This is a genomic window from Streptacidiphilus sp. MAP12-33 (assembly GCF_041261265.1).
GTDB lineage: Bacteria > Actinomycetota > Actinomycetes > Streptomycetales > Streptomycetaceae > Streptacidiphilus.
In genome coordinates this window covers 1-20,957 of sequence record NZ_JBGCCA010000004.1, presented here as the reverse complement: position 1 = coordinate 20,957, position 20,957 = coordinate 1, and the positions used below count along the sequence as shown (strand labels likewise).

Here is a 20,957-nt window from a genome sequence, read left to right as displayed (position 1 = left end):
CGAGCCGTAGCCGCCACGCGCAGGGGGCCCGGACGCGATCGTGCGCAGCGCCATTGACACATCGCACGGCCGCACGGGTTTCCAACGTTTCACCACGCAGCCACGTCCTGCCGAAGAGCGCAGGGCGGACAGCACGACCGGTCGCCGAGCCAGAAAGGCCGACGTCCGCTCCAGGGAAGGACCCTTCGTGAGCGACACCACCGATCTGATGGGCGCGCGTCCGGACGCCGAGGCGTCGGACGCCACGGCTCCCGCGCCGAAGCGCCGTCGGACCACGGGCACCGGGCTGAACAGCATGGTGCTCGCCGAGCTGCAGCAGCTCGCCTCCGGCCTCGGCATCAGCGGCACGGGCCGTATGCGCAAGAGCCAGCTGATTGACGCCATCAAGGAGAAGAGCGGCGGCGACCCGCTGCTCGCCGCCTCCACGCCGCCGGCCGCCCGCCGCTCCACGCGCTCCGCCGCCTCCGCCGAGGCCGCCGCTCCGGCCGCCGACGCCGCTCCGGCCGCTCCCGCAGAGGCTGCGGCTCCCGCCGCCCGCCGGACGTCGCGTTCCCGCGCCGCGGTCGCCGCGCCCGCCGAGCAGCAGATCGACATCCCCTTGCAGACCAGCCCGGTGCAGACCAGCACCGAGCCCGCGCCCGCCGCCGCCGAGCGTCCGGCGCGTCGCAGCCGTCGCGCCACCGCCCCGGCCGGTTCGCCGGAGGGCGGGACCGCCACCGCGACCGTCGCCGCCGACGCCGCGCAGGCGTCCGCCACGGCCGCTCCGGCGCAGTCGCAGCAGGTCGAGAAGGCCGAGAAGGCCGACAAGCCCTCCGTCTCCGCCGAGGCGCAGGCCGGCACCGACACCCGCGAGCGCGGCGAGCGCACCGACCGTGGGGACCGCGGCGACGGTCGCGAGAGCCGTCGCGACCGCCGCAACCGCCGTGAGCGCCGCGACGGCGGTCAGGACGGCGGCCAGGGCCAGCAGCAGAGCCAGGGTGGCGGCCGTCAGCAGGACGGCGGTCAGGGCGGCGGCCGTCCGGGCCGTCAGCAGCAGAGCCAGAGCCAGAACCAGGGCCCGCAGGGCGGCGACTTCGAGGACGACGAGTTCGGCGGGCGCCGCCGGGGCCGTTACCGCGACCGCAACCGCCGTGGCCGTGGCGAGCGCTTCGACGGTGTGCCCGAGCCGCAGGTCGGCGAGGACGACATCCTGATCCCCGTCGCGGGCATCCTGGACATCCTGGACAACTACGCGTTCGTGCGGACCTCCGGCTATCTGGCCGGCCCGAACGACGTCTACGTCTCCCTCGCCCAGGTCCGCAAGAACGGTCTGCGCAAGGGTGACGCCATCACCGGCGCCGTCAAGCAGCCGAAGGACGGCGAGCGCCGCGAGAAGTTCAACGCGCTGGTCCGCCTCGACTCCGTCAACGGCACCGACGCCGAGGCGTCCCGCAACCGCCCCGAGTTCAACAAGCTCACGCCGCTGTACCCGCAGGACCGGCTCCGCCTGGAGACCGACCCGGGCGTGCTGACCACCCGCATCATCGACCTGGTGTCGCCGATCGGTAAGGGTCAGCGTGGTCTGATCGTCGCCCCGCCGAAGACCGGCAAGACGATGATCATGCAGGCGATCGCCAACGCGATCACCCACAACAACCCCGAGACCCACCTGATGGTCGTCCTCGTCGACGAGCGTCCGGAGGAGGTCACGGACATGCAGCGCTCGGTCAAGGGCGAGGTCATCTCCTCGACCTTCGACCGTCCCGCCGAGGACCACACCACCGTCGCCGAGCTCGCCATCGAGCGTGCCAAGCGCCTGGTGGAGCTGGGCCACGACGTGGTCGTGCTGCTGGACTCGATCACGCGTCTGGGCCGTGCCTACAACCTGGCGGCGCCGGCCTCCGGCCGTATCCTGTCCGGTGGTGTCGACTCGACCGCGCTCTACCCGCCGAAGAAGTTCTTCGGCGCCGCGCGCAACATCGAGAACGGCGGCTCCCTGACGATCCTCGCCACCGCGCTGGTCGAGACCGGCTCGCGCATGGACGAGGTGATCTTCGAGGAGTTCAAGGGCACCGGCAACATGGAGCTCAAGCTCGACCGGAAGCTCGCGGACAAGCGCATCTTCCCCGCGGTGGACGTCGACCCGTCCGGCACCCGCAAGGAAGAGATCCTCATGTCCCCGGACGAGCTGCGGATCGTCTGGAAGCTGCGCCGGGTGCTGCACGCGCTCGACTCGCAGCAGGCGATCGAGCTGCTGCTGGACAAGATGAAGCAGACGAAGTCCAACGCCGAGTTCCTGATGCAGATCGCCAAGACCACTCCCGGTCAGGATGACTGATCTCACATTGCTTGGTGAATGACCGTGAAACCCCGGGCTTTCTGCCCGGGGTTTCACGCTTTTCTGAGAAGGCCTTTAAGTCGCATCACGTACGTTCGACGACATGTCCGACAAGCAGCCGAAACACCGCAGAAGCCGCCCACGCCGGGCGATACGCATCGTCGCCCTGTGCACGGGCGCGGTGCTGGTGCTCTGCGGCGCGGGCGCCGGGTGGGCGTACTGGAAGCTCAACCACAACCTGAAGACGGTCGATCTCGGCAGCGAGCTGACCGCGCCCACGAAGGACGCGACCGGCGCCATGAACATCCTGGTGCTGGGCTCGGACTCGCGCTCCGGCGCCAACGGCAGCCTCGCGGGCGGCAACACCGACGGCACGGCCCGCTCGGACACGGCGATGGTCGTCCACGTCAACGAGGCGCACACGGCGGCGACGGTGGTCTCCATACCCCGGGACACCCTGGTGGACCGGCCCGCGTGCGGGACGAACGCGGCGGCCTCGGGGGTCATGTTCAACACCGCGTTCGAGGTCGGCGGGGCGAGCTGCGCGGTCAAGACGGTCGAGTCGATGACCGGCCTGGACATGAACCACTACGTCGAGATCGACTTCGCCGGCTTCGCGAAGCTGATCGACGCCCTGGGCGGCGTCGACATCACGACCACGGTCGCCATCAACGACGACCAGAGCGGCCTGCACCTGGCCGCGGGCACGCACCACCTCGGCGGGGACGAGGCGTTGGCCTTCGTGCGCACGCGGCACGGGGTGGGGGACGGCAGCGACCTCGGCCGCATCGAGCTCCAGCAGGAGATGATGAAGTCGGTGCTGAAGCAGGTGGAGAACCTCAACCTGTTCAGCAGCCCCACGAAGCTGTACTCGATCGCGGACGCGGCGACGAGCTCGGTCACGACGGACTCCACGCTGGGGTCGGTGAACTCGCTGCTGGGCTTCGCGGAGGGGCTCAAGCACATCAAGTCCACGGACATGACGACGGTCACGATGCCCAACACGACGGCGCCGAGCGACCCGAACCGCGTGGTCGCGCTCCAGCCCCAGGCGAACGAGCTCTGGGCGGCGCTGAAGGCCGACAAGCCCGTCCCGGCATCCGTCCTCCAGCTCCAGCAGAAGAACCCCGCGGACAGCCAGTAGCGCCCACCTCACGGGCGTGAGGCTCTGCTCGATCAACTGCCTGCGCGACAATCCCCCAGCCTTCGGCCGGGAGTGCGCCATGCGTCGGCGCGACAATGCCCCAGCCTTCGCCCCAGCCTTCGGCCGGGAGGTGCCCCCGAGGTGCCCCTCCCACGCAGCCGGCAGGCCGAACGCGGAGGGGCATCCGCACGCCGGTGGTCGCTCGCGCCGACGCCGGGGGCACCTCCGGGCACCTCCCGGCCGAAGGCTGGGGGAGGAGCCGCACGTCGGTAGAGCCTCGCGTCCCTGGGGGTTCCCCAGGAATATCGCTGACCGTCCTGCCGTTTTGGTGGACGGCGTCAGTCCTGGCAGACTGGTACGTCGGTCCCGGTTCACGGACGGCAGTCCGCCCTTCCGACCCGGAACCCTCCCGCAAACCTAGGAGCATCCCTTGAAGCGCGACATCCACCCGACCTACGTGGTCACCCAGGTCACCTGCACCTGTGGCAACGAGTTCACCACCCGCAGCACCGAGGCGTCCGGCGTCATCCGCGCCGAGGTCTGCTCGGCCTGCCACCCCTTCTACACCGGCAAGCAGAAGATCATGGACACCGGTGGCCGCGTGGCCCGCTTCGAGGCCCGCTTCGGCAAGAAGCACGCCAAGGCGGAGGCCTAACCGCCTTGCGGCGCCGGCCGGGCGCACTCGTGGTCTCCACGGGTGCGTCCCGGTCGGCGCCGTTCGCGTTGTCCCCCCTGCCCATCCGGCTTGCCCATCCGGTCCACTCGGTTCGAAAGAAGGCCCAGCTCCCATGTTCGAGGCAGTCGAGGAGCTCCTGAACGAGCACGCGACCCTGGAGGAGCGTCTCGCCGACCCGGCGGTGCACGCCGACCCGGCGCTCGCCCGGCAGCTGTCCAAGCGCTACGCCGAGCTGACGCCGATCACCAAGGTCTACCGCGAGTGGCGCCAGGCCGGTGAGGACATCGAGACCGCCCGCGAGCTCGCGAGCGACGACCCGGACTTCTACGCCGAGATCAAGTCGCTGGACGCCCAGCGCGAGCAACTGACCGAGCGGCTGCGCGTGCTGCTGGTCCCGCGCGACCCGAGCGACGACAAGGACGTGCTGCTGGAGGTCAAGGCGGGTGAGGGCGGCGAGGAGTCCGCGCTCTTCGCCGGCGACCTGCTGCGCATGTACCTGCGCTACGCCGAGAAGATGGGCTGGAAGACCGAGATCATCGACTCCAACGAGTCCGACCTCGGCGGCTACAAGGACGTGCAGGTCGCGGTGAAGTACCGCGGCGGCAACCCCGAGCCCGGCCAGGGCGTCTGGGCGCGGCTGAAGTACGAGGGCGGCGTGCACCGCGTGCAGCGCGTGCCGGCCACCGAGTCGCAGGGCCGCATCCACACCTCCGCCGCGGGCGTGCTGGTCACGCCGGAGGCCGAGGAGGTCGAGGTCGAGATCCACGCGAACGACCTGCGCATCGACGTCTACCGCTCCTCCGGGCCTGGCGGGCAGTCGGTCAACACCACCGACTCCGCCGTCCGCATCACGCACCTGCCGACCGGCATCGTCGCGTCCTGCCAGAACGAGAAGAGCCAGCTCCAGAACAAGGAGCAGGCCATGCGCATCCTCCGCTCCCGCATCCTCGCGGCCGCGCAGGAGGAGGCCGACGCCGCGGCCAGCGACGCGCGCCGCAGCCAGGTGCGCAGTGTGGACCGCTCCGAGCGGATCCGCACCTACAACTTCCCGGAGAACCGGATCTCCGACCACCGCACCGGCTACAAGTCCTACAACCTGGACCAGGTGCTCGGCGGCGAGCTGGACGCCGTGATCCAGTCCGCGGTCGACCAGGACGCGGCCGCGCGGCTCGCGGACGCCACCTGACCATCCCCCGCAGGCCCTACTGGTCCGCTCAGAGAGGCGCGACGTGAACCTCCTCCTCGCCGAGGTGGCCCGAGCCACCCAGCGGTTGGCCGATGCCGGTGTGCCCTCGCCGCGGTTCGACGCGGAGGAGCTCGCGGCGTACGTCCACGACGTCAAGCGCGGCGAGCTGCACGGCGTCAGGGACGCCGACTTCGACGCCCGCTACTGGGAGGTCATCTCCCGGCGTGAGGCGCGCGAGCCGTTGCAGCACATCACCGGGCGGGCCTTCTTCCGCTACCTGGAGCTCCAGGTCGGCCCCGGGGTCTTCGTGCCGCGGCCCGAGACGGAGTCGGTGGTCGGGTGGGCGATAGACGCCCTGCGCGACATGGACGTGGCCGAGCCGCTCGTCGTCGACCTCTGCACCGGCTCCGGCGCGATCGCGCTGGCCCTGGCGCAGGAGGTGCCGCGTAGCCGCGTGCACGCCGTGGAGCTCTCCGACGACGCCTACGCCTGGGCGCGCCGCAACGTCGACGCGAGCCCGGACGCCGCCCGGATCGAGCTGGTCCAGGGCGACGCCACCCGCGCCTTCGAGGACCGACCGGAGCTGAGCGGCCAGTTCGACCTGGTCATCAGCAACCCGCCGTACATCCCGCTGACCGAGTGGGAGTACGTCGCGCCCGAGGCTCGCGACCACGACCCGGAGATGGCACTCTTCTCCGGCGAGGACGGCCTCGACACCATCCGCGGGATCGAGCGCGTGGCCGCGCGCCTGCTGCGGCCCGGGGGCGTGGTCGTCGTCGAGCACGCGGACACCCAGGGCGGGCTCGTGCCGTGGGTCTTCCGGGAGCAGAACGGCTGGACCGACGCCGCCGACCACCGCGACCTGAACAACCGCCCCCGCTTCGCCACCGCGCGCCGCGCCGTCCTGTAGGAAGGGATCCACCGATGAGTCGTCGCTTCGACTGCTCCGACGCGACCGAGCGTGCTGCCGGTCTGCGTGAGTCCGCCTCGGCGATCCGCCGGGGCGAGCTGGTGGTCATCCCCACCGACACCGTCTACGGCCTGGCCGCCGACGCGTTCTCCGGGGACGCGGTGGCCGGCCTGCTGGCGGCCAAGGGCCGCGGGCGCAGCATGCCCACCCCCGTCCTGGTCGGCTCCCCGACGACACTGCACGGGCTCGTCACGGACTTCTCCGAGTCCGCGTGGGAGCTCGTCGACGCGTTCTGGCCGGGCGGCCTGACGCTGGTCACCCGCCACCAGCCGTCGCTGCGCTGGGACCTGGGCGACACCCGCGGCACCGTCGCCGTGCGCATGCCGCTGCACCCCGTCGCGATCGAGCTGCTGAACGCCACCGGCCCGCTCGCCGTCTCCAGCGCGAACCTCACCGGCGGCCCGTCCCCGGCCACCTGCGACGAGGCCGAGGAGCAGCTGGGCCAGTCCGTCTCGGTCTACCTCGACGGCGGCCGCGCGGACCACGCCGTCCCGTCCACGATCGTCGACGTCACCGGCAAGATCCCTGTCCTGCGCCGCGCGGGTGCGGTCTCCCTGGAGCAGCTGCGAGAGGTTGTACCCGACGTGGAGGCCGGCAGTTGACCGGCCGCCATCGCCTCCGGCCCCCGATACGTCCCGTCCCGCGGCTCCACCACGACCTCGCGGAGCGGCGCTTCGGCGCGTTCCGCATCCTCTACGTGTGCACGGGCGGCGTGTGCCGCTCGCCCATGGCGGAGCGGTTGACCCGGCACGAGCTGACGCTCCGTCTGGGCGGGGACGCGGAGACGGAGATATCCGTCGAGAGCGCCGGCACGTGGGGGCACGAGGGTGCCCCGATGGAGACCCACGCGGCGGAGATCCTCGCCGAGTTCGGCGCGGACTCCACCGGCTTCGTGGGCCGCGAGCTCCTGGACGACCACGTCATCGAGGCGGACCTGGTGCTGACCGCTACGCGGGACCACCGGGCCCAGGTGATCTCCATGGGCCACGACGCGGGCCTGCGGACGTTCACGCTGAAGGAGTTCACCCGGCTGGTCCGCGCGATCGATCCGGCGACGCTGCCGGACTGCGTCGGGCCGGGTGCCCTGGCCGAGCGCGCGCGGGTTCTCGTGCGGGCCGCGGCGGCGCTGCGTGGCTGGCTGCTCGCGGCTTCCCCGGAGGCGGACGAGGTCGATGACCCGTACGGAGCACCGATCGGGATGTTCCGTAACTGCGGCGAGGAGATCTTCGACGCCCTGGACCCGATCGTGACGGCCCTGACCGGAGTCAGCCGAGTCCGGGTGTAAGCCCTGCACTGTCCAGGGGCGCGCGGCCCTGCCGATATGCGGCTCCTCTCCCGGCCTTCGGCCGGGAGGTGCCCCTGAGGTGCCCCCTGCGTGGGCGCGAGCAACCACTGGTGTGCGGACGGCCCTCCTCGTTCGGGGACTCAGCTCCCCGGGTGGTTGCCCGCGCAGTCCCCGCGGCCCTGAGGTGCTGCAACCGGCTCACCGCGCGCACGTCCTCGCGTCCCTGGATGCTGCGACGTCCCTCCCGGCGTAGCGTGACCTCCGGAGGTGCATGCGGCCATGGCGACGCTCACGGAAGAGTCCCGAACTGCCGGTCTGGCCGACGTGCCGGATCCCGATCTCGATGTCCTCGTGGCCGCCGAGGACGACCGTCGCGCCCATCAGGTGAACCTCCTCGCCGGGGAGAACGACGCCTCGCCGCGGGTGCTCGCGCTGCTGGGGAGCACGTTCGCGGACAAGTACGCCGAGGGGTACCCCGAGCGCCGGCATCACACCGGCTGCGGGCCCTCCGACGGGGTCGAGGCGCTCGCCGTGGCCCGCGCCAAAGCGCTCTTCGGCGCCCAGCACGCGAACGTGCAGCCGTACTCCGGCTCCGTCGCCGTCCTCGCCGCCGCCGCGGCCCTGCTGCGGCCGGGCGACGCCGTCCTGGCCATGTCGCTGGCCCACGGCGGGCACCTGACCCACGGCTCCTCCGCGAACTTCTCCGGCAAGTGGTTCTCCGTCTCCGGCTACGGCGTGCGCGAGCGCGACGGGCTGATCGACCTCGACCAGGTGCGCGACCAGGCCCGCGCCCTGCGGCCCAAGGTGATCGTCGCCGGGGCGATCTCCTACCCGCGCGCGATCGACTGGGAGGGGTTCCGCCGGATCGCGGACGAGGTGGGTGCCTACCTCGTCGCGGACGCCGCGCAGACGCTGGGCCTGTCCGCCGCCGGGGTGATCACCTCGCCCGTGCCGTACGCGGACATCGTCTGCGGTGTCACCCACAAGGTGCTGGGCGGGCCGCGCGGCGGGCTGCTCCTGTCGAGCAGGGAGCTGGCCGAGCGGGTGGACCGGGCCGTCTTCCCGTTCATCCAGGGCGGGCCCATGGTCAACCAGATGGCCGCCAAGGCCTACACCCTCGGCCGGGCGGCGACGCCCGCCTTCGCCGACTACGCCCACCGCACCGTGCGCAACGCGCAGCGGCTCGCCGACGCCCTCGACGGGTACGGCCTGCGGCCGCTCACCGGCGGGACCGACACCCACCTGGTCACCGTGGACGCGCGGGCCCTGGGCCTGACCGGCCGCGAGGTCGAGCGGCGGTGCGAGGGCGCGGGCCTGCTGCTCGGGCACTGCGCGGTGCCCTACGAGGAGGCGGCGCCGACGGCCGCTTCGGGGCTGCGGACCGGGACGCTCAGCGTCACCACCCGCGGCATGGGACAGCCGGAGATGTCGGAGATCGCCGAGCTGATCCACACGGCAGCCACCGGCGTGGCACCGGAGGCGCTGACCCTGCGCGTCCGCGCCCTCGCGGTGCGTTTTCCTGGTCTGTCGACAAAACCGCAATGCGGGGAGTCTGCGTCCAGGTGAATAGGGTGTGCACGTGACGCACCTCCATTCCCGAGCGCATTGCCTCTTCGCGCCAAAGGCAGGGCGGCTATGCTCTGCCGATACCACGGGGGTGTCCAGCGCAGCACAGGAGGACTCTGGTGCGTGAGTTCCTGCTGACGCTCTGCGTGACCGCAGCGGTGACCTACCTGCTGACCGGTCCGGCACGGAAGTTCGCCATCATCGCGGGCGCCATGCCGGCCGTCCGCGACCGCGACGTGCACAAGGAGCCGACGCCACGACTCGGCGGGATCGCCATGTTCGGCGGTCTCTGCGCCGGCCTGCTCACGGCCGACCACCTGTCGGCGCTGCACTACGTCTTCCAGAACTCCAGTGACGTGCCCGCTCTGCTGTCCGGCGCCACGATCATGTGGGTGCTGGGCGTGCTCGACGACAAGTGGGGCGTGGACGCCCTGGTGAAGCTCGGCGGGCAGATGGTCGCCGCCGGCGTCATGGTCTACCAGGGCCTCACCGTGCTCTGGCTGCCGATCCCCGGTGTGGGCACCGTCGCCGTCACCGACCAGTGGGGCTCCTTCATCACCGTCGCGCTCGTCGTGATCAGCGTGAACGCGGTGAACTTCATCGACGGCCTGGACGGCCTCGCGGCCGGCATGGTCTGCATCGCGGCCGGGGCGTTCTTCGTCTACGCCTACCGGCTCTGGTACGGCTTCTCGGTGCCCGACGCGGCACCGGCCGCGCTGTTCAGCGTGATCCTGGTCGGCATGGTGCTGGGCTTCCTGCCGCACAACTTCCATCCCGCGCGGATCTTCATGGGGGACTCGGGCGCGCTGCTGCTCGGCCTCGTGCTGTCCGTCTGCATGATCTCGATCACCGGCCGGGTCGACCCCGACGTGATCACCGCGCAGACCCAGAGCCAGACTTCGGCCGTGCACGCGATGGTGCCGATCTACATCGTGCTGCTGCTGCCGCTCACGGTGATCGCGATTCCGCTCGCGGATCTCATTCTTGCGGTGGTTCGCCGGACCTGGGCCGGAAAGTCCCCATTCGCCGCGGACAAGCAGCATCTGCACCACCGACTGATGCAACTCGGGCATTCCCACAGCCGCGCAGTATTGATCATGTATTTCTGGTCCGCGCTGCTGGCCTTCGGCACGGTCGCGTTCTCGGTCAACCGCACCGAGCGCCTCGCGCTCAACTTCCTGCTGGGCCTCTGTGCGCTCGGCATCCTGATGCTGCTCTTCCCGCGGTTCCGGCCGCACGCGCCGCGCATGGTGGAGCGCTTCGTTCCGCCCCGGTACCGACGGAGCGTAAAGGTAAGGGATGTTCTTACCGAAGAGACGGTAAAGGAGATCGCCGGGGAGCCCATTTCCTCTGGTGCGAGCCTCTCCATCGCAGATGAGGACCTGTTGGACAAGATCGGAACAGGCTCCCACGCGCTGCGTCACCATTCGGGCACATCGGGACGATCCGCCGGTGGGGCGGCCCCTGTGTCAAGGAGCACACCAAGAAAGTAAAGACTGCACCAAATAGCTTGTGATACCGTTCACGACATCAGGAGAGCTGCCGAAGGACCTTATGGGAGAAGGTCGTTCGACCCCTGCCTCCTGATGATCCCCTCCGCTCGACCCCACCCCCCGGAGCTTTGACGATGCTGTCCAGCGACGCCCGGATCCTGCGCGGCTGCGCCCTCGTGGCGACGCCCGTCGGCATCCTCGCCCTGGTGCTCAGCACCGTGCTGGCGGGTTCCAAGGGACTGATCGGTGCCCTGGTGGCACTGGCCGTGGTCGTGGTGGTCTTCGCGGGCGGGTTCGCGGCTCTGATGCGGCTCACCAAGGACAAGCCCCAGCTGGTCCTGACCGGCGGTCTTCTGGTCTACGCGGTGCAGATGCTGCTCGCAGGCGTCTTCATCGTGGTGTTCAAGCACGCCTCGTTCTTCAACGGCAAGGCCTTCGGCTTCTCGCTCCTGGCCACCCTGCTGGCCTGGGTGGGCGGACAGGTCTGGTTCACGCTCAAGAGCAAGACCCTCTACGTGGACCCCACGGCCGGCCCCAAGCCTGGGGACAAGCCCGGGGGCAAGGCCGGAACGTAAGGCCCGCGTAAAGGTAGTACCAAGACATCTGCTATCGTCCGGATTCCGGAGCCCCCCGCGCGACCACGAGCGTCAAGCGGCCTGTGCGGCCCCGGACAACCCGATCACGGTGCCAACGCGGCGGCTTCCGTCGTGCCGACACACAAGGTTGCAGTTCTGATGCTTCACGACGAAGGAGTCAAGGGTGAGTAACCCCTCCACCACCGCCATCATTGCGAGCGGGTGTCACATCACCCCCTCTGGTTGTGGTTTCCCGGCCCCGGGGCTCAACTCCTTCAACTTCAAGCCGATCTTCAGCATCGGGAGCTTCGACTTCACGAAGCCGATGCTGCTGGCCCTGATCTGCATGCTGCTGGTCGTCGGCTTCTTCTGGGCCGCGTTCCGCAAGCCGAAGCTGGTCCCGGGCAAGCTGCAGCTGGTCGGCGAGATCGGCTACAACTTCATCGCGCGGAACATCGCGCGTGAGGTGATCGGTAAGAAGGGTGACAAGTTCGTCCCCTTCCTGACGTCGATCTTCTTCTTCGTCTGGCTGATGAACATCATGTCCATCATCCCGCTCGCCCAGTTCCCGGTGGCCTCGCGCTTCGCGTACCCGGTGGCCCTGGCGCTGCTGGTGTGGATCACCTACATGTACCTCACCTTCAAGACGCACGGTTTCGCCGGCGGCTGGAAGCACCTGACGTACATGGAGGGTCTGCCCAAGCCCCTGGTGCCGCTCATCGTCTTCCTGGAGTTCCTCCAGAACGTCATCACGCGTCCGTTCACCCTTGCGGTGCGACTGTGGGCCAACATGTTCGCCGGCCACATGCTGATCGTGATGTTCTCCGTCGCGACCTGGTACCTGCTGACGCCGTCGATCATGGCCGCGTTCTCCGGCGCGTCGTTCGTCCTCGCGATCGGCATGACCGCCTTCGAGGTTCTGATCCAGTTCCTGCAGGCGTACATCTTCACGCTGCTCGCCTCGCTCTACATCAGCGGAGCGCTGGAGGAGAGCCACTGATCCTCGCGGATCGCTGAGCTCACACCGCATTACCAACCCATAAGACTTCCGGTGGGAAGCCCCCCGCCGGATCGCATCACAAGAAGGACAAGGGTCACCATGTCTGCTGCTTTCGAGATCGCCGCTGCCGCCACCGGCGTCAAGGGCAACCTGGGTGCCGTCGCCTACGGCCTCGCCGCCATCGGCCCGGGTGTCGGTATCGGTCTGGTCTTCGGTCACTCGATCGAGGCCATGGCCCGTCAGCCCGAGGCCATGCCGATCATCCGCCAGAACATGTTCCTCGGCTTCGCCCTCTGTGAGGTCCTGGCGCTCCTCGGCCTGGTCGTTCCCTTCATCTTCTCGGCCTGAGTCGAACCCAGTAGCCACGCTCGACGAAAGGTTCAGACATGCTGCTGAGCAACATGCTGGCGGATGAGGCGCCTCAGAACCCCCTCATCCCCGCCATGCCGGAACTCATCATCGGCCTGATCGCCTTCTTCATCGTCTTCGGCGTCCTCGGCAAGAAGCTCCTGCCCAACATCCAGAAGACTCTGGAGGAGCGGCGCGACGCGATCGAGGGTGGCCTGGAGCGGGCGGCTGAGGCGCAGGCCGAGGCCACCCGGACGCTGGAGGAGTACAAGGCCCAGCTCGCGGAGGCTCGTCACGAGGCCGCTCGGATCACCGAGCACGCCCGTGAGCAGGGTTCCATGATCATCGCCGAGGCCCGCGAGGAGGCGCAGCGTCAGGCTGCCGTCACCGTCGCCCACGCCCAGGCGGAGATCGAGCGCACCCGTGGTCAGGTGACCACCGCGCTGCGGCACGACATCGGCCGCATCTCGCTCGACCTGGCCGGCAAGGTCGTCGGCGAGTCCCTCGAGGACTCCGCCCGCCAGAGCCGCACCATCGACCGCTTCCTTGACGAGCTTGAGGCCAAGGCTGCGGAGTCGGCGGGTGCCAAGTGAGCGGCGCCACCCGGCAGTCCACCGCGGCCGCCCGTGAGCAGCTCGACGCGCTGACGGACAACACGTCCGTCGACGTCGCGGCGCTCTCGAGCGACCTGCAGGACGTGACCCGGGTGCTGGACCGCGAGGTCACGCTGCGGCGCATCCTGACGGACCCGGCCGCCCCCGGTCAGGCCAAGGCCGACCTGGTCGCCCACCTGCTCCAGGGCAAGGTCGGCGCCGAGACGGTCGACCTGCTCTCGGGCATGGTCCGCTCCCGCTGGAGCGCCGGACGCGACCTGTCGGACGCGACCGAGCAGCTCTCGGCGCTGGCGCTGATCATCGGCGCCGACAAGGCCGGCGAGCTGGACGACGTCGAGGACGAGCTGTTCCGCTTCGGCCGCGTGGTCGCGGGCAACCTGGAGCTCCGCTCCGCGCTCACCGACAACGCCGCCTCCACCTCCGCCAAGGCGGAGCTGGTCGCGAACCTGCTCGGCGGCAAGGCCAAGGCCGCGACGGTCGCGCTGGTCACCTCGCTGGTGACGCAGCCGCGTGGTCGTAGCCTGGAGAGTGGCCTGGAGGAGTACTCCCGCCTGGCCGCCGGCCGTCGCGGTCGCGTGGTCGCGCTGGTGACCACCGCCGTGCCGATGTCCGACGCACAGAAGCAGCGCCTCGCCGCCTCCCTGGAGACCCTCGCGGGTCACCCGGTGCACCTGAACCTCGACGTGGACCCGCAGGTCCTCGGCGGAGTCCGGGTCCAGATCGGCGACGAGATCATCGAGGGCACCATCGCGGGTCGTCTCGACTCCGCGAACCGGAGCCTGGCCGGCTGAGAAAGCCGCATCCCGACCCTCGGTCGGTACACAACAGAGGACGGTCAGAGCCTCATTGAGGGACCTGACCGAGAGTCGAATACTTGCGGCCCTCCACGGGCGGGCCGAGGACGCAACTAGGAGAGCAGGGAACCCAGATGGCGGAGCTCACGATCCGGCCGGAGGAGATCCGGAACGCGCTGGACAACTTCGTCCAGTCGTACCAGCCGGATGCCGCCTCGCGTGAAGAGGTCGGCACCGTCACCTTCACGGCTGACGGCATCGCCAAGGTCGAGGGTCTTCCCTCGGTCATGGCCAACGAGCTGCTGAAGTTCGAGGACGGAACCCTCGGCCTCGCGCTCAACCTCGACACCCGCGAGATCGGTGTCGTCGTCCTCGGCGAGTTCAGTGGGATCGAGGAGGGCCAGACGGTCCGCCGCACCGGCGAGGTGCTGTCCGTCCCGGTCGGCGAGGGCTACCTCGGCCGCGTGGTGGACCCCCTCGGCAACCCGATCGACGGACTCGGCGAGATCGAGGCCCACGGCCGCCGCGCGCTGGAGCTGCAGGCTCCGGGCGTCATGGTCCGCAAGTCGGTGCACGAGCCGATGCAGACCGGCATCAAGGCCATCGACGCGATGACCCCGATCGGCCGTGGCCAGCGTCAGCTGATCATCGGCGACCGCCAGACCGGCAAGACCGCGGTGGCGATCGACACGATCATCAACCAGCGCGACAACTGGCGCTCGGGCGACCCGAAGAAGCAGGTCCGCTGCATCTACGTCGCCGTCGGCCAGAAGGGCTCCACCATCGCCTCCGTTCGCGGAGCGCTGGAGGAGGCCGGTGCGCTCGAGTACACCACCATCGTCGCCGCCCCGGCGTCGGACCCGGCGGGCTTCAAGTACCTGGCCCCCTACACCGGCTCCGCCATCGGCCAGGAGTGGATGTACGACGGCAAGCACGTCCTGATCATCTTCGACGACCTGTCGAAGCAGGCCGAGGCCTACCGCGCCGTGTCGCTGCTGCTGCGTCGTCCGCCGGGCCGCGAGGCCTACCCGGGTGACGTCTTCTACCTGCACTCCCGCCTGCTGGAGCGCTGCGCGAAGCTCTCCGACGAGCTGGGCGCCGGCTCGATGACCGGTCTGCCGATCATCGAGACCAAGGCCAACGACGTCTCGGCGTACATCCCGACCAACGTCATCTCGATCACCGACGGCCAGTGCTTCCTGGAGTCCGACCTGTTCAACGCCGGCGTTCGCCCGGCCGTGAACGTCGGTATCTCGGTCTCCCGCGTCGGTGGCTCCGCCCAGATCAAGGCGATGAAGTCGGTCGCCGGCCGTCTGCGCCTGGACCTGGCCCAGTACCGCGAGCTGGAGGCGTTCGCCGCCTTCTCCTCCGACCTGGACTCGGCCTCCAAGGCCCAGCTGGAGCGTGGCGCCCGCCTGGTCGAGCTGCTGAAGCAGGGCCAGTACCAGCCGTTCCCGGTCGAGGAGCAGGTCGTCTCGATCTGGGCCGGCACCACGGGCCGTCTGGACGAGGTCCCGGTCGCGGACGTGCGCAAGTTCGAGCGTGAGTTCCTGGACTACCTGCGCCGCGAGCACAAGGGCGTCCTGACCACCATCGTCGAGACGCAGAAGCTCGAGGACGGCACGATCGAGTCGCTGGTCGAGGCCATCACGGCGTTCAAGCGCGAGTTCACCACGCACACCGGTGCGCTCCTCGGCGAAGACGCCTGACGAGTCGGAAAGGACGTAACGACCCATGGGAGCACAGCTTCGGGTCTACAAGCGCCGGATCCGCTCTGTCACCGCGACGAAGAAGATCACCAAGGCGATGGAGATGATCTCCGCGTCGCGCATCATGAAGGCGCAGCGCGCGGTGGCCGCCTCCTCCCCGTACGCGAACGAGCTCACCCGTGCGGTGACCGCGGTCGCGACGAGGTCGAACGCCAAGCACCCGCTGACCACCGAGCCGGTCGACGCCACGCGCGCCGCCGTCCTCGTGGTCACCGCGGACCGCGGTCTGGCCGGTGGTTACTCCAGCAACGCCATCAAGGCGGCGCTGGACCTGACCAAGCGGCTCAAGGCCGAGGGCAAGGCTGTCGACACCTACGTGATCGGCCGCAAGGGCGTCAGCTACTACGGGTTCCGCAACCTCGCGGTCGCGGGCTCGTGGGTCGGGTTCTCCGACAAGCCGACGTACCAGGACGCCAAGGAGGCGTCCGCGGCCCTGATCGACGCGTTCGTGACGGAGACCTCGGCGGGCGGTGTGGACGAGCTCCACATCGTCTCGACGGAGTTCGTCTCGATGCTCACCCAGAACCCGGTGGAGGCCCGCCTCCTGCCGCTGTCGCTGGCTGAGACCGAGGCCAACGCGGAGGAGCAGGGACCGTTCCCGCTCTACGACTTCGAGCCGTCGGCCGAGGGCGTCCTGGACGCCCTGCTGCCGCGGTACGTGGAGAGCAGGATCTACAACGCGCTGCTGCAGTCGGCTGCTTCCGAGCACGCCGCCCGCCGCCGCGCGATGAAGAGCGCGACGGACAACGCCGGCGAGCTCATCAAGTCGCTCACGCGACTCGCCAACACGGCCCGCCAGGCCGAAATCACCCAGGAAATCAGCGAGATCGTCGGTGGCGCGAGCGCCCTGGCCGATGCGAACGCGGGGAGTGACTGAAATGACTGCCACTGTAGAGACGGCCACGGCGACGGGCCGCGTCGCGCGGGTCATCGGCCCGGTCGTCGACGTGGAGTTCCCCGTCGACGCCATGCCGGACATGTTCAACGCCATGCACGTCGAGATCGACGCGCCCGACGGCACCGGCAAGAAGACCCTGACCCTCGAGGTCGCGCAGCACCTGGGCGACGGGATGGTCAAGGCCATCTCGATGCAGCCCACCGACGGTCTGACCCGTGGTGCCACGGTCACCGACACCGGCTCCGCGATCTCGGTGCCGGTCGGCGACATCACCAAGGGCAAGGTCTTCAACGCCCTGGGCGAGGTGCTCAACGTCGACCGTGAGGCGTTCAACGCCGAGGTCACCGAGCGCTGGCCGATCCACCGCAAGGCGCCGAACTTCGACCAGCTCGAGTCCAAGACCGAGATGTTCGAGACGGGTATCAAGGTCATCGACCTGCTCACCCCGTACGTCCAGGGTGGAAAGATCGGTCTGTTCGGTGGTGCCGGTGTCGGCAAGACCGTGCTGATCCAGGAGATGATCTACCGCGTCGCCGAGAACTTCGGTGGTGTGTCCGTGTTCGCCGGCGTCGGCGAGCGCACCCGTGAGGGCAACGACCTCATCCACGAGATGGTCGACTCGGGCGTTCTGGACAAGACCGCGCTGGTCTTCGGCCAGATGGACGAGCCGCCGGGCACGCGTCTGCGCGTCGCGCTCTCCGCGCTGACCATGGCGGAGTACTTCCGCGATGTGCAGGGCCAGGACGTGCTGCTCTTCATCGACAACATCTTCCGGTTCACCCAGGCCGGTTCCGAGGTGTCGACCCTGCTCGGCCGTATGCCCTCCGCGGTGGGTTACCAGCCGAACCTGGCCGACGAGATGGGTCAGCTCCAGGAGCGCATCACCTCGACCCGCGGTCACTCGATCACCTCGATGCAGGCGATCTACGTCCCCGCGGACGACCTGACCGACCCGGCCCCGGCCACCACCTTCGCCCACCTCGACGCGACGACGGTTCTCTCCCGTCCGATCTCGGAGAAGGGCATCTACCCGGCCGTGGACCCGCTGGACTCCTCGTCCCGCATCCTCGACCCGCGGTACATCTCGGCCAACCACTACGAGACCGCTGTGCGTGTCAAGGGGATCCTCCAGAAGTACAAGGACCTCCAGGACATCATCGCGATCCTCGGTATGGACGAGCTGTCCGAAGAGGACAAGGTCACCGTCAACCGGGCGCGCCGCATCGAGCGCTTCCTGTCGCAGAACACCTACGTCGCCAAGCAGTTCACCGGCGTCGACGGCTCCACCGTGCCGCTGTCCGAGACGATCGACGCGTTCAACGCGATCGCCGACGGCAAGTACGACGGTGTCCCGGAGCAGGCGTTCTTCATGTGCGGTGGCATCGAGGACCTCGAGCGCAACGCCGCCGAGCTCGCCAAGAAGTAATCGCCTTCGGGCAGTGAGGGACAGGGGCGGCCCGACCGCTGGTTGGGTCCGCCCCTGTCCCACCCGTTATTCTTTTTCCCACCCCCGCTTCACGGCGGGGGGTCGAGACCGAGGAGCCCACGGTGGCTGAGCTGCACGTCGAGCTGGTCGCGGCCGACCGAAAGGTCTGGTCGGGCGAGGCCACGATCGTCCTTGCCCGTACCAAGTCCGGTGACATCGGCATCCAGCCGAACCACACGCCGGTCCTTGGTGCCATGGACCCCCAGCCGGTGACCATCCGCCAGGCGGACGGCACCACGGTGGTCGCGGCGGTGCACGGCGGCCTGCTGTCCTTCGCGGACAACCGGCTGTCGATCCTGGCCGAGGTCGCGGAGCTGGCCGACGAGATCGACGTCGACCGCGCCGAGCGGGCCCTGGCGGGCGCCAAGGCCGAGTCCGAGGCGGCGGCCCAGCGCCGCGCCGAGGTCCGGCTTCTCGCGGCGACCGGCCGCTGAGACACGCCGCTTGCGCGGAGCGTCTGAGCGACACGAGCTTCACCGGCAGTCCCGGGGCACCTGTGGTGACCCCGGGACTGCTGTATCAGTTGTGCACGTGTGAAGGTCGTCGACTCGGGGCGGGTCGACGAGGAGGGAGCCGGGCATGGTGCTCGCGGTGGTGACCGTCATCGCGGTGCTGCTGGTCTGCCTGCTCGCGCTGGGGGCCTTCGCGGTACGGCGGCGTCTGATCCAGAGACCCGGCGGCACCTTCGACTGTTCGGCGCGCCTGGACGTGCCGACGGCCCCGGCCGAGGGGCAGGACTCCGCCGAGGCGGAGGACGAGGCAGGTGGCAAGGGCTGGATCTTCGGGATCGCCCGCTACAACAACGACGCGGTGGAGTGGTTCCGCGTCTTCAGCTGGGCCCCGCGCCCGCGCCGGGTGCTGCAGCGTTCGCTGATCGAGGTCGTCGAGCGGCGCACCCCGCAGGGACAGGAGGAGCTGGCGCTCCTCTCCGGGGCCGTCGTGCTCTGCTGCACGCATGCCGGAGAGCCGCTGGAGCTCGCCATGAGCGAGGACGCGCTCACCGGCTTCCTGGCCTGGCTGGAGGCCGCACCCCCCGGCCAGCGGGTCAACGTCGCGTGACGGACGGCCTCGACGATCTCGTCGAGCACGAGGGCGTGGTCCTGTGGGGCCTGATGGGCAACGTCTACCGGCTGATCAACGACCGGCTGCGCCACGACATCGCCGACGCCACGGGCCTGGACGGCTCCGAGTTCGAGTTCCTGCTGCGGCTGGCCCGCTTCCCCGACGCCTGCGGCATGGCCACCCGTGTCGGCGAGACCATGGGCTTCACCTCCGCCGGCACCACCAAGCTCGTCGCCCGGCTGGAGCGCAAGAGCCTGATCGAGCGCTCGCGCGACCCCGAGGACGGGCGCGCCTATCTGGTCCGGATGACCGGGGCCGGCGTGGAGGCGCTGCGGCTGGGCCTGGAGGCCCACGTCCCGCGCCTGGACCGGGAGGTCCTCGGCCATCTCACCGCCGCGCAGCGGCGCTCCCTGCAGGGCCTGCTGACCGATCTGGACCCGACCCTGCGGGACTAGGCTGCCGCCATGGTCAACCTCACGCGCATCTACACCCGGACCGGCGACGACGGCAGCACCGCGCTCGGCGACATGAGCCGCACCCGCAAGACGGACACCCGCCTCGCCGCCTACGCCGACAGCAACGAGGCCAACGCCGCCATCGGCGTCGCCCTCGCCTGCGGCTCGCTCGACGAGGAGATCGCGGCCGTGCTGACGCGCGTCCAGAACGACCTCTTCGACGTCGGCGCGGACCTCGCGACGCCGGTGGCTCCGGACCCCGAGTACCCGCCGCTGCGCGTGCTCCAGTCCTACGTCGACCGCCTGGAGGCGGACTGCGACCGCTTCAACGCCGAGCTGGAGAAGCTGCGCAGCTTCATCCTCCCCGGCGGCACCCCCGGCGCCGCCTACCTGCACGTCGCCTGCACCGTGGTGCGGCGAGCGGAGCGCAGCACCTGGGCCGCGATCGAGGAGTACGGCGACGGCATCAACCCGCTCACGGCGAAGTACCTCAACCGCCTCTCCGACCTGCTGTTCATCCTGGCGCGCTCGGCGAACAAGTCGGTGGGCGACGTGCTGTGGGTGCCGGGGGAGAACCGCTAGGCAGTGTTTTAGAACCAGTGATTCCTGCGCCCTGCTGCCGCGATGATCTTCGCTGTGGGGCGTGGGGATCTTCGTGATGAGCAATGGGCCGTGCTGGAGCCGCTGTTGCCGGTGTCCGAGGTGGGGCGGCGGGCGGTGTCTCAGCGGAAGTTGATCGACGGGATCCGCTGGCGGGTGCGGACCGGGGCGCCGTGGCGGGATCTCCCTGCGGAGTACGGCCCCTGGCAGACCGTCTACGGACTCTTCCGGCGATGGCAACGTCGTGGCGTGTGGGCGGCTGTGTTCACGGCCCTGCAGGCTCGTGCCGATGCGGCCGGAGGGATCGTCTGGGAGGTCAACGTCGACTCCACGATCTGCCGGGCCCACCAGCACGCTGCCGGTGCCCGCAGGGCCGGGCACGAGCAGAACGAACCACCCGGGGGCGTCGCCACCGAGCCTGACGACCACGGGCTCGGACGCTCACGCGGAGGCTGGACCACGAAGATCCACCTGGCTTGCGAACAGGGCCAGAAACCGCTGTCGATCCTGGTCACAGCTGGTCAGCGCGGCGACAGCCCACAGTTCGTCCCGGTCCTGGAAGCCATCCGCGTCCCCCGGCCCGGGGCCGGCCGACCACGCACCCGCCCGGATCGAGTTCGAGCTGACAAGACATCCCACGCGGATAAGCGTCAAGCCACTGCGGCAGGTTGATCTTCCGATAGCGGAGTTGCGAAGGCCTTCGTCTCGTCGTAGGGCTG

22 protein-coding genes are annotated in these 20,957 nt (G+C 69.7%); all 22 read left to right on the top strand.

Features of this window, described 5'->3' with window-relative positions; translation table 11 throughout:
- Positions 1-187: 187 nt before the first annotated feature.
- The 22 genes from rho to ABH931_RS05940 all read left to right on the top strand — a co-directional run bounded on the left by rho (position 188) and on the right by ABH931_RS05940 (position 20,910).
- Positions 188-2,317 (top strand): transcription termination factor Rho, encoded by a 2,130-nt coding sequence (rho, locus tag ABH931_RS06045; RefSeq protein ID WP_370110621.1) that lies wholly within the window; start codon positions 188-190, stop codon positions 2,315-2,317.
- A 103-nt stretch (positions 2,318-2,420) separates the two neighbouring features.
- Complete coding sequence (locus ABH931_RS06040) at positions 2,421-3,461, top strand: LCP family protein (RefSeq protein WP_370110619.1); 1,041 nt, start codon at positions 2,421-2,423, stop codon at positions 3,459-3,461.
- A gap of 430 nt (positions 3,462-3,891) precedes the next feature.
- On the top strand, positions 3,892-4,116 hold the full coding sequence (gene rpmE / locus ABH931_RS06035; protein ID WP_111504702.1) for a 50S ribosomal protein L31: 225 nt from the start codon (positions 3,892-3,894) through the stop codon (positions 4,114-4,116).
- A 133-nt stretch (positions 4,117-4,249) separates the two neighbouring features.
- The gene (gene prfA, locus ABH931_RS06030; RefSeq protein WP_370110617.1) at positions 4,250-5,323 is read left to right on the top strand and encodes a peptide chain release factor 1; all 1,074 of its coding nucleotides are present in this window, start codon (positions 4,250-4,252) and stop codon (positions 5,321-5,323) included.
- A gap of 43 nt (positions 5,324-5,366) precedes the next feature.
- The gene (gene prmC, locus ABH931_RS06025) at positions 5,367-6,233 is read left to right on the top strand and encodes a peptide chain release factor N(5)-glutamine methyltransferase (RefSeq protein ID WP_370110615.1); all 867 of its coding nucleotides are present in this window, start codon (positions 5,367-5,369) and stop codon (positions 6,231-6,233) included.
- A gap of 14 nt (positions 6,234-6,247) precedes the next feature.
- Positions 6,248-6,895 carry an L-threonylcarbamoyladenylate synthase gene (locus ABH931_RS06020; RefSeq protein WP_370110614.1) on the top strand — a complete coding sequence of 216 codons (648 nt, stop codon included), beginning with the start codon at positions 6,248-6,250 and terminating at the stop codon, positions 6,893-6,895.
- 26 nt (positions 6,896-6,921) lie between these two features.
- On the top strand, positions 6,922-7,578 hold the full coding sequence (locus ABH931_RS06015) for a protein-tyrosine-phosphatase (RefSeq protein ID WP_370110961.1): 657 nt from the start codon (positions 6,922-6,924) through the stop codon (positions 7,576-7,578).
- A 279-nt stretch (positions 7,579-7,857) separates the two neighbouring features.
- Positions 7,858-9,144 carry a serine hydroxymethyltransferase gene (gene glyA, locus ABH931_RS06010; RefSeq protein ID WP_370110612.1) on the top strand — a complete coding sequence of 429 codons (1,287 nt, stop codon included), beginning with the start codon at positions 7,858-7,860 and terminating at the stop codon, positions 9,142-9,144.
- 119 nt (positions 9,145-9,263) lie between these two features.
- Complete coding sequence (locus ABH931_RS06005; RefSeq protein ID WP_370110610.1) at positions 9,264-10,637, top strand: MraY family glycosyltransferase; 1,374 nt, start codon at positions 9,264-9,266, stop codon at positions 10,635-10,637.
- A 134-nt stretch (positions 10,638-10,771) separates the two neighbouring features.
- Positions 10,772-11,212 (top strand): hypothetical protein, encoded by a 441-nt coding sequence (locus tag ABH931_RS06000; protein ID WP_370110609.1) that lies wholly within the window; start codon positions 10,772-10,774, stop codon positions 11,210-11,212.
- Positions 11,213-11,396: 184 nt separating this feature from the next.
- Positions 11,397-12,212 carry a F0F1 ATP synthase subunit A gene (atpB, locus tag ABH931_RS05995; RefSeq protein ID WP_370110608.1) on the top strand — a complete coding sequence of 272 codons (816 nt, stop codon included), beginning with the start codon at positions 11,397-11,399 and terminating at the stop codon, positions 12,210-12,212.
- A 99-nt stretch (positions 12,213-12,311) separates the two neighbouring features.
- Positions 12,312-12,560: an ATP synthase F0 subunit C gene (atpE, locus tag ABH931_RS05990; protein ID WP_370110606.1), complete on the top strand. Its 249-nt coding sequence runs from the start codon at positions 12,312-12,314 to the stop codon at positions 12,558-12,560.
- A gap of 38 nt (positions 12,561-12,598) precedes the next feature.
- Positions 12,599-13,153: a F0F1 ATP synthase subunit B gene (locus tag ABH931_RS05985; RefSeq protein WP_370110605.1), complete on the top strand. Its 555-nt coding sequence runs from the start codon at positions 12,599-12,601 to the stop codon at positions 13,151-13,153.
- The gene (locus ABH931_RS05980) at positions 13,150-13,965 is read left to right on the top strand and encodes a F0F1 ATP synthase subunit delta (RefSeq protein ID WP_370110604.1); all 816 of its coding nucleotides are present in this window, start codon (positions 13,150-13,152) and stop codon (positions 13,963-13,965) included. The genes ABH931_RS05985 and ABH931_RS05980 overlap by 4 nt, the downstream gene beginning before the upstream one ends.
- Positions 13,966-14,102: 137 nt before the next feature.
- A complete protein-coding gene (atpA, locus tag ABH931_RS05975) occupies positions 14,103-15,677 on the top strand; it encodes a F0F1 ATP synthase subunit alpha (RefSeq protein ID WP_370110603.1) in 1,575 nt (524 codons plus the stop codon).
- A 25-nt stretch (positions 15,678-15,702) separates the two neighbouring features.
- Positions 15,703-16,614, top strand: a complete 912-nt coding sequence (locus ABH931_RS05970; protein WP_370110602.1) for a F0F1 ATP synthase subunit gamma — start codon at positions 15,703-15,705, stop codon at positions 16,612-16,614.
- A gap of 1 nt (position 16,615) precedes the next feature.
- Positions 16,616-18,061 (top strand): F0F1 ATP synthase subunit beta, encoded by a 1,446-nt coding sequence (gene atpD, locus ABH931_RS05965; protein WP_370110601.1) that lies wholly within the window; start codon positions 16,616-16,618, stop codon positions 18,059-18,061.
- Between the two features lie 122 nt (positions 18,062-18,183).
- Positions 18,184-18,555, top strand: a complete 372-nt coding sequence (locus tag ABH931_RS05960; RefSeq protein WP_370110600.1) for a F0F1 ATP synthase subunit epsilon — start codon at positions 18,184-18,186, stop codon at positions 18,553-18,555.
- Between the two features lie 145 nt (positions 18,556-18,700).
- The gene (locus tag ABH931_RS05955; protein WP_370110598.1) at positions 18,701-19,180 is read left to right on the top strand and encodes a DUF2550 domain-containing protein; all 480 of its coding nucleotides are present in this window, start codon (positions 18,701-18,703) and stop codon (positions 19,178-19,180) included.
- A complete protein-coding gene (locus tag ABH931_RS05950; protein ID WP_370110596.1) occupies positions 19,177-19,638 on the top strand; it encodes a MarR family winged helix-turn-helix transcriptional regulator in 462 nt (153 codons plus the stop codon). Before ABH931_RS05955 ends, ABH931_RS05950 begins: the two co-directional genes overlap by 4 nt.
- 9 nt (positions 19,639-19,647) lie before the next feature.
- Complete coding sequence (locus tag ABH931_RS05945) at positions 19,648-20,220, top strand: cob(I)yrinic acid a,c-diamide adenosyltransferase (protein ID WP_370110594.1); 573 nt, start codon at positions 19,648-19,650, stop codon at positions 20,218-20,220.
- Positions 20,221-20,262: 42 nt separating this feature from the next.
- Positions 20,263-20,910 carry an IS5 family transposase gene (locus tag ABH931_RS05940; protein ID WP_370110592.1) on the top strand — a complete coding sequence of 216 codons (648 nt, stop codon included), beginning with the start codon at positions 20,263-20,265 and terminating at the stop codon, positions 20,908-20,910.
- Positions 20,911-20,957 lie beyond the last annotated feature (47 nt).